The organism is Corynebacterium sp. UBA4397, from assembly GCF_002390965.1.
Lineage (GTDB): Bacteria > Actinomycetota > Actinomycetes > Mycobacteriales > Mycobacteriaceae > Corynebacterium > Corynebacterium flavescens.
The window spans coordinates 26,299-39,970 of the sequence record NZ_DGRD01000027.1 but is presented as its reverse complement, the minus strand read 5'-3'; the positions used below and the strand labels follow the sequence as shown (position 1 = coordinate 39,970).

General features: G+C 60.5%; 9 protein-coding genes and 3 pseudogenes. 3 read left to right on the top strand and 9 right to left on the bottom strand.

Features of this window, described 5'->3' with window-relative positions; translation table 11 throughout:
- Positions 1 to 846: 846 nt before the first annotated feature.
- The 8 genes and pseudogenes from B2696_RS06215 to B2696_RS06180 form a co-directional block, all read right to left on the bottom strand.
- On the bottom strand, positions 847 to 1,056 hold the full coding sequence (locus tag B2696_RS06215; protein WP_286954503.1) for a hypothetical protein: 210 nt from the start codon (positions 1,054 to 1,056) through the stop codon (positions 847 to 849).
- 379 nt (positions 1,057 to 1,435) lie between these two features.
- On the bottom strand, positions 1,436 to 2,911 hold the full coding sequence (locus B2696_RS06210) for an NAD-dependent succinate-semialdehyde dehydrogenase (RefSeq protein ID WP_286954501.1): 1,476 nt from the start codon (positions 2,909 to 2,911) through the stop codon (positions 1,436 to 1,438).
- On the bottom strand, positions 2,911 to 3,702 hold the full coding sequence (locus B2696_RS06205) for an HpcH/HpaI aldolase family protein (protein WP_286954499.1): 792 nt from the start codon (positions 3,700 to 3,702) through the stop codon (positions 2,911 to 2,913). Before B2696_RS06205 ends, B2696_RS06210 begins: the two co-directional genes overlap by 1 nt.
- Positions 3,687 to 4,472 carry a 2-oxo-hept-4-ene-1,7-dioate hydratase gene (hpaH, locus tag B2696_RS06200; RefSeq protein WP_286954497.1) on the bottom strand — a complete coding sequence of 262 codons (786 nt, stop codon included), beginning with the start codon at positions 4,470 to 4,472 and terminating at the stop codon, positions 3,687 to 3,689. The genes B2696_RS06205 and hpaH overlap by 16 nt, the downstream gene beginning before the upstream one ends.
- A gap of 63 nt (positions 4,473 to 4,535) precedes the next feature.
- Positions 4,536 to 5,626, bottom strand: a pseudogene (gene hpaD, locus B2696_RS06195) (3,4-dihydroxyphenylacetate 2,3-dioxygenase).
- 61 nt (positions 5,627 to 5,687) lie between these two features.
- Positions 5,688 to 7,202 carry a 5-carboxymethyl-2-hydroxymuconate semialdehyde dehydrogenase gene (hpaE, locus tag B2696_RS06190; protein ID WP_075730847.1) on the bottom strand — a complete coding sequence of 505 codons (1,515 nt, stop codon included), beginning with the start codon at positions 7,200 to 7,202 and terminating at the stop codon, positions 5,688 to 5,690.
- Entirely contained in the window at positions 7,186 to 7,905 is a 720-nt protein-coding gene (locus tag B2696_RS06185; RefSeq protein WP_286954494.1) for a GntR family transcriptional regulator, read from the bottom strand. The genes hpaE and B2696_RS06185 overlap by 17 nt, the downstream gene beginning before the upstream one ends.
- A pseudogene (locus B2696_RS06180) lies at positions 7,905 to 9,280 on the bottom strand (fumarylacetoacetate hydrolase family protein). The gene B2696_RS06185 and the pseudogene B2696_RS06180 overlap by 1 nt, the downstream one beginning before the upstream one ends.
- A 72-nt stretch (positions 9,281 to 9,352) precedes the next feature.
- Between B2696_RS06180 and B2696_RS06175 the strand changes: the two are divergent.
- Positions 9,353 to 11,200 carry an FAD-dependent monooxygenase gene (locus B2696_RS06175; protein ID WP_286954492.1) on the top strand — a complete coding sequence of 616 codons (1,848 nt, stop codon included), beginning with the start codon at positions 9,353 to 9,355 and terminating at the stop codon, positions 11,198 to 11,200.
- Between the two features lie 43 nt (positions 11,201 to 11,243).
- Here B2696_RS06175 and B2696_RS06170 read toward each other — a convergent pair whose 3' ends face one another.
- The gene (locus tag B2696_RS06170) at positions 11,244 to 11,600 is read right to left on the bottom strand and encodes a hypothetical protein (RefSeq protein ID WP_075730854.1); all 357 of its coding nucleotides are present in this window, start codon (positions 11,598 to 11,600) and stop codon (positions 11,244 to 11,246) included.
- A 436-nt stretch (positions 11,601 to 12,036) separates the two neighbouring features.
- On the opposite strand from B2696_RS06170, the gene B2696_RS06165 reads away from it, so the two are divergent.
- Entirely contained in the window at positions 12,037 to 13,587 is a 1,551-nt protein-coding gene (locus B2696_RS06165) for an anthranilate synthase component 1 (protein ID WP_286954490.1), read from the top strand.
- Positions 13,584 to 13,672: pseudogene (locus B2696_RS06160) on the top strand (anthranilate synthase component II); the annotation flags it as partial. The gene B2696_RS06165 and the pseudogene B2696_RS06160, both read left to right, overlap by 4 nt.

Here is a 13,672-nt window from a genome sequence, read left to right as displayed (position 1 = left end):
GCCCAACTTTGCAACAGCACCCGCGGGCTTCATCTTCGGTCATGCCGACGATACCTCCATTTTGCGGGGCGGATGCACCCCGAACTTTTGATAAAAGATCTAGGCGCCCATCATTCCAGGCTGCGGCAGCACCGGATTCACAGCATCGCTCTAGAGTTCAAATACGAAACTAATTATATCAGTTACTGATACAATTATCCCCAAGTTCGAGACCTAAGTCCATGCATTAACTAGGGAACTCTTTCTGAACTTGCAGGGTTGCTCCCCACAGATCCTGAGCTATACCAGCATTGGGGTCAAGTGAGGGTAAAAGTTTCCCAGTCTGGTCCTATTTTTGCGACCGGCATCGCACGATAAAGGTGTCCTGATTGCTACCTCACTTTAAATGGAGATCAGCCATCTCCAGTACTTTAGAAGCTGTGTCAACAAAAGATGAAAAACAGCGAAGATCTCCTTCTTCGAGCTTATGTTTAATCCAGATCAGACTCGGGTCTCAGGACGAGACTGGGATGGCCGCCTCTCGAAATTAATCGGTCAAGAGAATATGGACTCACCCAAAGGCGACCGTACCCTCGATGGATTCGTTCAAGGGACGCATGAACGACAATTTTCACGGGTATGAACCGGTCTTCGAAGAAATTCAGGAAATGCTCCGAAGTAGGATCGACGTGGCGTGGGGAACGACGCACAAGCCTAAAAGCACCACAGCCCCAAGCTAATGATCTTGCCGAATAGCGCCGCTCCGAATGCGCACCGCCGTACCGTATTCATTATCGACATGGTTCTGGAACGAAGGCATCAACCTGCTGCGAGCTAGATCAGACCGAGCCTACGAAGACCCGCCTGCTAGGCCTCCAGCGTCTCTGAAGCGACGGCCCCTACCAGATCACCCAGAGCCTGCTGCTGGTCCGCATCAAGGGCGCCCAGGTCAGCGGCCAGCACCTGTACGACCCGCACCAGCGCGGCCTCACTGCCAGAAAGCGTGCCGTCCTCTGGGCCCCATTTGAGCGCCGGTGCCAGGAGCGGGTCGTCGTTAATGCGTTGGCGAACGTCCATAATTTAATGCCTTTCGAGAAGCCGGTCTGACGGGGGGGGTGCGCTTCGGGGTGGTGTTGTCCCGCCAATTTAGTTAGTGTTACAGCAGCTCAGAGGACTCCAAGCCCTTTCCCTTGAGACACCTATGCTATCAACTATCAGCCCGGCATCAATGAGGCGCCTGGCGATGACGCAGCCGGCGGAACCTGCGCCAACGATGATGTAATCAAGTTCAGATAGTGACATAGGGATACTCCTCACAGGTAGTTGGTGCGGTATCCATTAACCGCTTTAACAATTCCTTTAAAGTATCCCTACTCACATTCCTAGTTTTGTGTGACTACGCACACGTATTGTCCGTGGGTGCAAAACCCTAGACAGCTTAGGCAGCCACTAGCTTTTAAGCGTTGGCATAAGGATCGCGCACGCCGATGTACTGCAGCGCGGTATATTCCTCGATACCCTCGGCGCCGCCCTCGCGGCCCAGGCCGGACTGCTTCACGCCACCGAAGGGGGCTGCGGCGTTTGAGATAACGCCGGCATTGAAGCCCATGAGGCCGAACTCAAGGCCGTCAGCCAAGCGCCACATGCGGTCGGAGTTCTCGGTGAAGACGTAGGAGGCGAGACCGTACTCGGTGTCGTTGGCTAGAGAAATGGCCTCCGCCTCCTCGCGGAAGGTGAGGATGGGGGCCACCGGGCCGAAAATCTCTTCCTGCGCCACGCGCGCTTCGCGCGAGACATTGGTCAAGACGGTGGGGGAGTAGAAGTAGCCCTCCTCGCCGCGCGGCTTGCCACCGGTGACTACGGTGGCGCCCCTGGCAACAGCGTCTTCGACAAGCGCGGTGATGTTGTCCAGGGCCTTGCGCTCAATCAGCGGACCGCAAGTGATGCCCTCCTCGAGGCCATTGCCAACGTTGAGCTCGGAGATCTTCGCGGCGAACTTCGCCACGAACTCATCCGCAACGGATTCGTGGACGATGAAGCGGTTGGCTGCGGTGCAGGCCTCGCCGATGTTGCGCATCTTGGCACCCATGGCACCGGCCACGGCCTGATCAATGTCGGCATCCTCGAAGACGATGAACGGGGCGTTGCCGCCGAGCTCCATCGAGGTGCGCAGAACGTTCTCCGCGGCAGCCTTGAGCAGGGTCTTGCCCACGGCGGTAGAGCCGGTGAAGGAGACCTTGCGCAGGCGCGAGTCCGCCAGGAGCGGCTCGGAGATCGCGGAGGCAGACTGGCCGGAGACCACGTTAAGCACACCGGCTGGCAGACCGGCCTCAATCATGGTCTGAGCGAAGTACTGGGAGGTCAGCGGCGTGAGCTTGGCTGGCTTGAGCACCATGACGCAGCCGGCGGCGACGGCCGGAGCAACCTTGCGGGTGGCCATGGCCAAGGGGAAGTTCCACGGGGTGATGAGCAGGCACGGGCCCACCGGCTTGCGGCGAGTGACCATGCGCAGGGTCCCCTCAGGGGCGGGAAGGCTGCGGCCATAATCTCGGACGGCCTCCTCGCTGAACCAGCGCAGGTACTCGGCGCCGTAGGTGACCTCGCCGTAGGCCTCGGCCAGGGGCTTGCCCATCTCCAGGGTCATGAGTGCCGCGAACTCATCCTTGCGCTCGGTGACGAGCTCGAAGGCGCGGCGCAGAATGTTGCTGCGCTCGCGGGGCGAGGTCTTTGCCCAGTCGGCCTGCACGGCGCAGGCCGCGTCCAGAGCAGCCACGGCATCATCCGAATTAGCTGAAGAAAGCGTGGCCAGCTTCTCGCCGGTGGCAGGGTTTTCCACATCGAAGGTCTCCCCGCTGGAAGCCTCCTGCCACTTCCCACCGATAAGCAGCCCGGTGGGAACCTTCGCCAGCAACTCCTGGATGTCAATACTCATTAATTCGATCCTTTCTGCGTGAATTCATCTGCCAGATTACGCGCCGCCTGACTGAGAAGCTGCACATCTGCCCCCACCAAGACGAAGGATGCCCCCGCGGCGAGAAACTCCCGCGCCTGAGCCCTGTCAAAACAGTTGACACCCACCGGTTTTCCAGCCTTGGCCGCGGCGGCGAAGGCCTGGTCGATGGCGGCGACAACCTCGGGGTGGCGGGGCCTGCCCAGGCGCCCCAGGGAGGCAGCCAGATCTGCGGGCCCGACGAAGATTTGGTCCACTCCGTCCACTGCGGCGATCTCTGCGGCGTTGGCCACCCCGCGCGCGGATTCGATCTGCACCGTGAGATTTACGGTTTCGGAGGCGCGATCCAGGTAACCCTCCACCGCATTCCAACGCGAGGATCGCGCGAGTGCGCTTCCTACGCCGCGCACCCCGCGTGGCGGGTAGTGCATCGCCGCGACAGCCGCGGCCGCCTCCTGGGCACTTTCCACCATTGGCACCATGATGTTCTGGGCGCCGAGATCCAGATACTGCTTGATAAGCACGGTGTCATTGCTTTGGACCCGCACTATGCGGGCTGGACCATAGCCATCGGTGGCCCGCAGCAGATGGGTAACGGTTTCGAGGCCGTAGGGGGAGTGTTCGGCGTCGACAAGCAGGAAATCGAAACCGGCGGCGGCGAGGATCTCGGCATTGGTGGCCGAGCCCGCCGATACCCAGGCACCGATGAGTGGGGAATCAGAGGCCGACATCTCCTCGTGGAAGGGCTCGGGCAGCTCTACTGGAAGCGGCATGTGATGGACCCCAATTCTCCGTAGTCGGCGTGGACGGTGTCGCCTGGATGAACCCACATGGGTTTGGTGAATGAGCCGGCGAGAATGATGTCGCCCACAGCCAAGGAGTCGCCGTGGGCCGCCAATTTATTGGCCAGCCAGGCCACGCCTTGGGCCGGGTGGTTGAGCACGGCGGCGGCCACGCCGCTATCCTCGATTGCCTCGTTGCGGTAGAGCAGGGCGGCCACCCAGCGCAGATCCACGTCATCTGCTTTGACCGGCCTGCCGCCATAGACCATTGCGCCCAAAGCGGCGTTATCGGCGATGGTATCGACGATGGTTCTTCCCTCCATCTCGATGCGCGAGTCCAGGATCTCGAGCGCCGGGGTGACGTACTCGGTGGCGCGCAGGACGTCGAAAATCGTGCAACCCGGGCCGGAAAGCTCCTCCTTGAGCACGAATGCCAGCTCGACCTCAATGCGCACAGAAGCAAACTGCGAGTGATCGATGACGGAACCGTTTTCGAAGACTTGGTCGGCGAAGATGGCGCCATAGTCCGGTTCCGTGATTCCGGTGGCCTCCTGCATCACCTTCGAGGTGAGCCCAATCTTGCGACCCACGAGTTTTCGATCGGCGTTGAGGGCCCGGCGCACCCACTCGGCCTGGACCGCGTAGGAATCCTCGACAGTCATCTCGGGATAGCGAGTGCTCAAAAGCGGGACCATGGTGCGCGAATGGGCAGCCTGCGACAGCTCATCCGCGATGGCTGCGTGCTCTTCCTTATTCAACATAGGGGGTTCATCCTTAACAGGGGTGAGTTTTTCAGTGTTTCACGTGAAACCTTGGGCCGGATCTCAGAGCTGGTTGCCCAGCTTGTACTCTCCTTGCTTCCACTCCGGCATGGACTCGCCATCATCCGGGCGGGTATAAGAGAAGCCGTCGGCACCAATGGTTTGTGCGAGCTCAGACTCCTCGCGGCGTTCGACGAGGGGGACGGGCTCGCCGTCGAGGTCGAGGACGCGGGAGCCATCGCGGTACCAGGAGGGGACGACCGGGGTTCCCCACCAATCGCGGCGCTGGTTATCGTGCACGTCCCAACTGACCAGGGGGTTGTCCGGATCCCCGGTGTAATAGTCCTGCGTATAGATCTCAACGCGGTGACCATCCGGATCGCGCAGATACAGATAGAAGGCATTGGACACCCCATGGCGTCCTGGCCCACGCTCGATGCGGTCTGACTCACGCAACGCACCCAACTTGTCACAGATGGCGATGATGTTGTGCTTCTCATGGGTGGCGAAGGCAATGTGGTGCATGCGCGGTCCATCCCCGCCAGTCATGGCGGTGTCATGCACGGTGGGTTTGCGCCTCATCCAGGCCGCATAGACCGTACCCTCGGAATCACGAATGTCCTCCGTGGTGCGGAAGCCAAGGTTCTCCATGTAGGCAACCGCGCGTGGTACATCCGGGGTGATCTGGTTGAAGTGGTCGAGCCGGACCAGCGCCCCCGGAATGTGTATGTCATAGCTCCAGGCCAGGCGTGGGCGGTGCTCCACCTCGTAGAAGAACTCATAGGGAAACCCAGCGGGTCCTGCACACGGACGGAATCACCGATGCCGCGCACGAATCCATTCAGGTTGCGGCGCACTTCGCAGCCGCGCGCCCTATAAAATTCCTCAGCTAAGTCGAGGTCCTGCGGGGAGCGCACGCGATAGGAAAATGCTGCCACCGCGGCCACCGGGCCCTTACGCAGGATGAGATTGTGGTGGATGAACTCCTCGTACGTGCGCAGGTAGATCGCATTATCGTCCTCGTAGGTTACTACCAGGCCGAGCGTATCAAGGTAGAGTTTTCCGCTCGCGGCGAGGTCTGTGACGACGATTTCCATGTAGGCACAGCGCAAAATATCTGGCGCAGGGGACTGGGACACCGGGGAATGGGACATGGTTATTTCCTTTGGGGGAGAGGGGCGGGCTGGTGGGATCGGGGGCGGGGCTGGTGCGTCTCTAGCCCTGCTTGCCAAAAACAGGGTTGTGCACCTTGCCAAGATTGATGTGTACGGCCTGTTGGTCGGTATAGAAATCGATGGAGCGATACCCGCCCTCATGTCCCAGGCCGGAGGCTTTGACCCCGCCGAAGGGCGTGCGGAGATCGCGCACGTTGTTGGAGTTGAGCCACACCATGCCAGCGTCGACGTTGTGCGCAAAGTTATGCGCCCGCTTGAGGTCAGAGGTCCACACGTAGGCGGCCAGACCATAGGAGGTGTTATTGGCCAGCTGCAGCGCCTCCTCGTCAGTGTCGAAAGGAGTGATTGCCACGACGGGGCCAAAGATCTCCTCTTGGAAGATGCGGGCGGAGGGCTCAACATCGACGAAAACGGTCGGCTCGACGAAGTTGCCCTCCGGGAATTGCGCGGGGCGTTCGCCGCCAGCGGTCAGCCGCGCCTCCTGCTTTCCAATCTCGATATAGGAGACGACCTTCTCGAAGTGCTCCGGATGCACCAACGCGCCGACCTCCGTGGTGGGATCTGAGGGCAGGCCCACCTTCACCCGCTTGGCGACGTCGCTATAGCGCTCCACGAACTCCTCATAGATCTCCCGCTGCACCAAGATGCGCGAGCCGGCCGTACAGCGCTCACCGTTGAGGGAAAAGACCCCGAAGATGCATGCCTCGATGGCGGTATCAAGGTCCGCGTCAGCGAAGACGACGGCGGGGGATTTGCCGCCCAGCTCCATCGACAGGCCCTTGAGGTGGGGCGCGGCGTTGCCGAAGATCACCTGGCCCGTGCGGGACTCTCCGGTAAAGGAGATGAGCGGGACATCCGGATGCTTGACCAGCGGGTCACCGGCATACCCCTCCTCACCGAAGCCATTGACCAGATTGAATACGCCCTTGGGCAGGCCCGCCTCCTCGAAGATTCCCGCCCACAGCTGCGCGGATAGAGGGGTGAACTCTGCCGGCTTAAGAACTACCGAGTTTCCCGTGGCCAGCGCCGGGGCCAGCTTCCAGGATTCAAGCATGAAGGGCGTATTCCACGGAGTGATCAAGCCCGCGACGCCGATTGGTTTGCGGTTGACGTAATTTACCTGGCGCCCCGGCACCTTATAGGCATCATCGATCTGCGCCACGATCAGGTCTGCAAAGAAGCGGAAGTTCTCAGCGGCTCGCTTGGCCTGTCCATTGGCCTGCGTGATGGGAAGGCCGGAATCAAAAGACTCCCATGCGGCGAGTTTCTCTGCGCGGGATTCCACGATGTCTGCGATCTTGTTGAGGACACGCGCACGATCCCGCGGCAGGGCCTGCGCCCACTCACCCTTGTCAAAGGCCGCGCGCGCCGCAGCCACTGCCTTATCGATGTCCGCGGGCTTGCCCGAGGCGGCCTTAATATAGTTGTCATTGGTCACCGGATCCAGGACGTCGAACTCATCGCCGTCGATGGAGGTAACAAACGCCCCATCAATGTAGTGCAGGATCTTCTCAGGCAGGTCGGTGGGGCGGGCGGCGTCATTGTTGATGCTCATGGTGGGGCTCTCCTGGGTTAATTTCGATGTTGTGGGTGCGGCCGTTGAGGCCCGATTTCTCATTCGATTCGCGGTAGTTCTGGGCTGTTGCCAAGCGGTGCTCGCGTGCCACCCTTTCCAGGTAGTCCGCATCGGCGCCTGCCTCGATGAGGCTGACTAACCTTTCGTGCTCTGCAACGGATTCCTGTGCTCTTTCGGGGACGTAGCGAAATGTGGAGACGCGGTGGTACTCCAGCTGCTTCCACTGTTCATAGACGAGCTTGAGCAATTGCTCGTTGGGGCAGCGGCCAAAAAGCACGCTATGAAACTGCTTATTGAGCCGCGTGAACTCGTCAGGATCATGGCGAACATCAAGCTCGCTCATCTGCCGGTTGAGCTCGCGAGCCTGCTCCAAATCACCGGCTCCTAGCAAGGGCGCAGAAAGTGCCGTGGCGCGCGCCTCCAAAGTGGCGACGATATCCATGGAGTTGAAATAGGCTTCGCGGTTATGGGTGCTCACGCGCGCACCCACGTTTCTCTCGTAGGTGACGTAGCCTTCAGCCTCTAGTTGGCGGATTGCCTCCCGGACGGGGACAACGCTGACATCAATATCTTCCGCGAGGGAGGAGAGCACCAGCCGGTATCCCGGCTCGAACTCCCGCGTGCGGATCTTGGCGCTTATCCACTCATAGGCTTGTTGAGATTTGCTCAGTTGTGCTGTCATTACTTATCACCGCTGTTCAAGAAATCCTCATAGGCCTGCTTATTGTCTCCGGTGGGAGGGAAGAGCCCGTCGAGGCTTTCACCTGACTCCACGCGCTGGGCCACCCACTCGTCCTGTCGCTCCTTGGCCAAGGCCTCCTCGGCCACCTCGGCGGCAATACTGCGGGGGATGACGATGACACCATCATCGTCTCCGACAATGACATCACCCGGCACTACAGTGGCATTACCGCAGCTAATGGCAACATCGCTATCCCAAGGAACGTGGCGCCGACCCAAGACACAGGGGTGGGCACCCTGGGTGAATATGGGAAGACCAATCTCTTTGACCGCCGAATAGTCCCGCACCCCTCCGTCAGTCACCACTCCCGCGGCCCCGCGCACCTTCGCCCGCAGAGCCAAGATGTCTCCCAGAGTGCCGGATTCCGCCTCACGCCTAGCCTCGATCACAATGACCTCGCCTGCGTGGACAGTGTCAAAGACCTGCTTCTGGGCATTCAGGCCGCCGCCATGAGTCTTAAAAAGATCCTCGCGGCCAGCCAAGAATCGCAGCGTGCGGGCAATGCCGACCATCTTGGTGCCCGGCGTCTGCGGATAGACGCCTTCTATCACTGCCTGATTGATGCCGCGGCGACGCAGCTCCGCGGACAGGCCCGCGGTGGGGACTGCTTCCAGCTTGCTGCGCAGCTCTGGGCTTAGTTCGGGGCTAGATTCTGGATCAGGCTCAGAGCTAGTCAGGGGAGGAAGGCCTGCGGCCGCACGGTCCCCATAGGCGTCTTCTCTTTGCTTATCATCGACACTCGGCAGATCCCCAATGGCGGGATCGAAGTCGGCGGTAGATTCTACGACGGTGCTGCTCAAGCGTCCCGAACTGGACTCTCCTGGGACATCAACCTCGACCTCGACGACATCGCCTGGCACGATAACCGTCGATCCCGCTGGCGTGCCCGTGAGGATAATGTCCCCCGTCTCGAGGGTGAGATGCTGGGAAAGATCGGCGACGAATTGCGCGAGGGGAAAATCATCTCGGCATCGCTCGTATCGCCTTCCTGCACTAGCTCCCCATTGACCCAGGTCCGCAGGCGCAGCTGCTTCGGGTCTATCGCCTGAGCATCGATGAGGCGCGGGCCTATAGGGGTGTAGCCGTCGCGGGACTTGGAGCGAGTATTGGATCCCTTGTCCGCAGCCCGATAGTCATAGAGGCCTACGTCATTGGAGGCGGTGACAAAGGCGACGTGCTTCCATGCCTCCTCCAGACTCACATCCTTGGCGGGTGCGCCAATAATGAGTGCAATCTCGCCCTCGAAGGCGAGCAGCTCGGTCCCGGCGCACACACCCGTCGCTGCAACGCATCTTCTTCTTGAAGAGCAAGGCAGACACCCACCCACAAACTTTGCACTCACCGCCCACGTGAGGCGCGATTATTTAAGTCATCGAAGGAGACCATCGTGCAGTTCCACCACAATGGCTATGTTTCTCACGGTCCCCGCGAACTCGCGGCTGCCGGCTACGGCATCGATCGCCCAATAGAGCTCCCAGAGAAGATGGACGTCCTCATCGTGGGCTCCGGCCCGGCTGGAATGGTAACCGCCGCGCAACTGGCCATGTTCCCCGACATCAATACCCGGATCATTGAGAGCCGCCCCCACCGCCTGGAGCTGGGCCAGGCCGATGGCATCCAATCCCGCTCGGTTGAGACCTTTCAGGCCTTTGGCTTTGCCAAGGAAATAGAAGAAGAGGCCTACGAGATCACCGAGATGGCTTTCTGGAACCCCGACCCGGAAAACAGAAACCACATCAAGCGTGGCGCCACACCCGTCGATGACGAAAGCGGCATCTCCGAGTTTCCCCACCTCATTGTCAACCAGGCCCGCGTGCTGGACTACTTTGCACGCTTTGCCCGCCGGGGACCTGCCCGCATCACGCCTGACTATGGCTGGTCCTTCATCTCCCTGGAGGTGGGAGAAGGGGAGTACCCCGTCAAGGCCGTGGTGGAGGATGGAAATGGAAACACCCGTGAGCTGGAGGCGAAATATGTCGTGGGCTGCGATGGCGCGCGCTCCCAGGTGCGAAAGTCCATCGGCGGCAAGCTCCAGGGCGATCAAGCCAATCACGCCTGGGGAGTGATGGACGTCGTGGTGGACACCGATTTCCCGGATTGGCGCACCAAATGCGCCATTCACTCGCGGGCAGGCTCCATCCTGCACATCCCCCGCGAGGGCGGCTATCTGTGCCGTGTCTATGTCGACTTGGGCGTGGTACCTGCAGGAGATGGTGGCGCTATTCGCTCCACCCCCATCGAGCGAATCATAGAGAAAGCCAACGAGATCTACTCTCCCTACTTCATCGATGTGAAGATGGTGGCCTGGCACTCGGTGTACGAGGTGGGCCACCGGCTGGTGGAGTCCTTCGCCGATGACGGGGATAGTCCCGGCGTTTTCCTTACTGGCGACGCCTGCCATACCCACTCGGCCAAGGCCGGCCAGGGAATGAACGTCTCCATGCAGGACGGTTTTAACCTCGGATGGAAACTTGGACACGTCCTCTCCGGTCGCGCCCCGGAGCAACTGTTGTGCACGTATCACCTCGAGCGCCAGCCCGCCGCGCTCAATCTCATCAACTTCGACCGTAAGTGGTCCACGCTCATGGCCACACCGCCGGAAGAGCTGGAGGATCCAGGCGCGGTGGAGAAGTTCTATGTCGCCGCCGAGGAATTCGCCGCCGGAATGATGACGGAGTATGAAGCAAACATGGTGGTAGGGGATAGGAGGCACCAGGATCTAGCCACCGGATACCCCGTGGGCAAACGCTTGAAGTCTTTTGAGGTACTGCGCCGCTGCGACGCCTATCCCCTTCACTTGGGTCACCAGCATAGTGCTGACGGTCGCTATCGCATCTATGCCTTCGCCGATTCGGCGGCTCCTGCTGATCCTTCCGCGATGGATTCTTGGGCCGAGCAGGTCGGCGATATCTTGGCGAGCTATACGCCGCAAGGATTGGATGAGAATGCCTTCTTCGACGTGAAAGCCATCTATCAGACCACCGATCACCGGCAGTACAGCGTTCTCGACGCCCCGCGCCTATTCCGCCCGGTAAATGGATCCCTACAGGTTCCCAACTGGGAAAATGTCTTTAACGCGCTACCCGGGGAGGGTGACATCTTCCAGGCACGTGGCATCTCGCGCGAGGGAGCGGTTGTCATCGTCCGCCCAGACCAGTACGTGGGTGCCGTGTTGCGCCTGGATGAGCCCGCTGCTGTGGACGAGTACTTCTCCCGCGCCCTATTCAAACGCTAGCCCGGCACGAGATCTGTAATAATCCTCTACACACCATCCGGCACTAGCTGCCGTGGCTCTGCTGCCCGGCTACGCTGGTCACCGTTGTCAGCAAGAAGACGCTATCGCGCTTCGCCTTGACCCAGTGGCGGTGGTGAGTCAACGCTGCGATCTCTCCGGCAATGAAGGTATCAGTGTGCTGCCCGGGGGCTTGGCCGCCCACTTCGACTTCGCCCTCGAGAACGTACATCGACGCTGCCGGGGGAGAGTTGTGTTCATCGAGTGCGTTTCCCGCCAGCAGGGCGATAACTGATTGCCGCAGCGGCCCATCCTTGACCACGATCTCGGCCCACCGCCCATTGTCCTCGGAGCCTGCGTTCTTTAAGGCCACTGGCACTAAGTCTTTCAGGTTCTGTGTCATGAGGCCCATCCTAGAGCATTGTCGCTTGCTCGGGGGACGGGGCTCTGAAGAGCGAACAAGAATCACAGCGATGAGGTTTCAAGGGTATCAACTACATACGCCATTTACGTCACTGTGCCTTTTATTGCCGGCCGCGGTCTTTCTATCGCCCACTGTGGCCTGTGGATGATCACGGCACTCGGCACAGCAGCTGAAAAACTTTCGGCTCTTGCGCTGTGCGAGCGGGGAAGATGGTGCTAAAGTAGGGCGGGTGAAGTTTAAGTCTACGAACTGGTGGTGGCGCGCATAACCTGCGGGCCGTCTTTCACAAACCAAATTTGGGTCCGCTGCTGCGGGCCTTTCGGCGTTTTTGCTGTCCTAAGCCCGCACACGGGCGATAATTGCCAGAATAGAATTCGTGAGGATAATCGCGAATCCACATCCGCAAAGGGGCACCATGCCGTTCATTACCAGCGAGCGCGAGGTAGCGTATAGCCACGACGCCGCCGCCTTATTTCACGCGCTTGCCACGCCGCGAGACTCCCTCTTGTTAGAGGCCGCGGATATCGAGTCGAAGAAAAACCTCAACTGCATAGCCATCACCAAAGCGGCGTTGCGCGTGACGTGTCGCGGACAAGAGGTTACCGCCCGGGCACTCACGCCCACTGGGGAGGCCCTCTTAGCCGTGCTCACCCAAGAGTTCGCCGAGCGTCTGCTCCGAGAGGGGGAGGGGCAGGCCACCTTCGGCTTCGAGTTCTCGGATGAAATCGATGAGCGCGCCCGACTGCGGGATAGCTCCACGGCGGACATCCTGCGGGCGCTGAAACTCGACACTGCTTATTCCAGCACGATGCTGCCCTTCCTCGGCGGCGGCTTTGCCTTTGACTACCTCGGCACCTTCGAGCATCTCCCCGAGGTGGCCGAAGGCGTCAACGATTATCCGGACTACGAGTTCCTCGTGGCCGAAGAGCTTTTAAGCGTCAACCACCTCGACAGAAGTGCGCGGGTGGAAGGAGTGGGAACTGACAAGCAGGCGTTGGAGGAATCCCTCACTCGCTCGGCCGACCTCGCAGCCACCGCAGCGGCCGATTCACCCAAGGCGCCTTCGACGGAGACTGAAGCAGCAGAGCCTAAGCCGCTGCGCGCCACCGCCAGCGTCGATGACGCTACTTTCCGCCGCAACGTCAAGCAGCTCAAGAAGAACATTGACGCCGGCGATATCTACCAGGTGGTTCCCGCGCGCTCTTTCAGCCTCGATTGCCCGGATGCCTTCGCCGCCTACCGTCGCCTGCGCGATACTAACCCCTCGCCTTATATGTTCTACATCCGCGGCGCGGACTATGAACTCTTTGGCGCCTCCCCGGAGTCCAACCTGAAGTTCACCGCCGCCAACCGGATGGTGCAGCTTTATCCCATCGCGGGTACCCGCCCGCGCGGCCTCAATCCTGATGGCACCATCAACCCCGAGCTCGATATCCGCAACGAGCTAGAGATGCGTACCGACCACAAGGAGGTGGCCGAGCACACCATGCTCGTGGATCTCGCGCGCAACGATCTCGCCCGAGTGGCGGTTCCGCGCACCCGCATGGTCAAGGATCTCCTCCAGGTTGATCGCTACTCCCGCGTCATGCACTTGGTATCCCGCGTTACTGCCACGCTGGACCCGGATTTCGATGCACTCGATGCCTACCGCGCCTGCATGAACATGGGCACGCTGACAGGCGCGCCGAAGCTACGTGCAATGGAGCTGCTGCGTGAGGTCGAAGGAACCCGGCGCGGCTCCTACGGTGGGGCAGTGGGTTATCTGCGCGGGGATGGCTCGATGGATAATTGCATTGTCATCCGCTCTGCCTACGTCAAGGGAGGCACGGCTGTAGTCCAGGCCGGCGCGGGCGTGGTCCGGGATTCCATTCCCCAATCCGAGGCCGATGAAACCGTCCACAAGGCCTATGCCGTGCTCAATGCCATCGCCCTCGCGCAGGGCGCTTCCCTGGAGGTCATCCGATGAATAAATCGCCCCACGTGGTTCTGATTGATAACCGCGACTCCTTTATCTATAACCTCGTCGACGCCCTCGCCGGCTACCGCACCAC

What these genes read in the sequence shown, in the direction of transcription:
- B2696_RS06215 (WP_286954503.1), bottom strand. Translation starts at nt 1,056, where the DNA reads ATGGACGTTCGCCAACGCATTAACGACGACCCGCTCCTGGCACCGGCG.
- B2696_RS06210 (WP_286954501.1), bottom strand. Translation starts at nt 2,911, where the DNA reads ATGAGTATTGACATCCAGGAGTTGCTGGCGAAGGTTCCCACCGGGCTG.
- B2696_RS06205 (WP_286954499.1), bottom strand. Translation starts at nt 3,702, where the DNA reads ATGCCGCTTCCAGTAGAGCTGCCCGAGCCCTTCCACGAGGAGATGTCG.
- hpaH (WP_286954497.1), bottom strand. Translation starts at nt 4,472, where the DNA reads ATGTTGAATAAGGAAGAGCACGCAGCCATCGCGGATGAGCTGTCGCAG.
- hpaE (WP_075730847.1), bottom strand. Translation starts at nt 7,202, where the DNA reads ATGAGCATCAACAATGACGCCGCCCGCCCCACCGACCTGCCTGAGAAG.
- B2696_RS06185 (WP_286954494.1), bottom strand. Translation starts at nt 7,905, where the DNA reads ATGACAGCACAACTGAGCAAATCTCAACAAGCCTATGAGTGGATAAGC.
- B2696_RS06170 (WP_075730854.1), bottom strand. Translation starts at nt 11,600, where the DNA reads ATGACACAGAACCTGAAAGACTTAGTGCCAGTGGCCTTAAAGAACGCA.
- B2696_RS06165 (WP_286954490.1), top strand. Translation starts at nt 12,037, where the DNA reads ATGCCGTTCATTACCAGCGAGCGCGAGGTAGCGTATAGCCACGACGCC.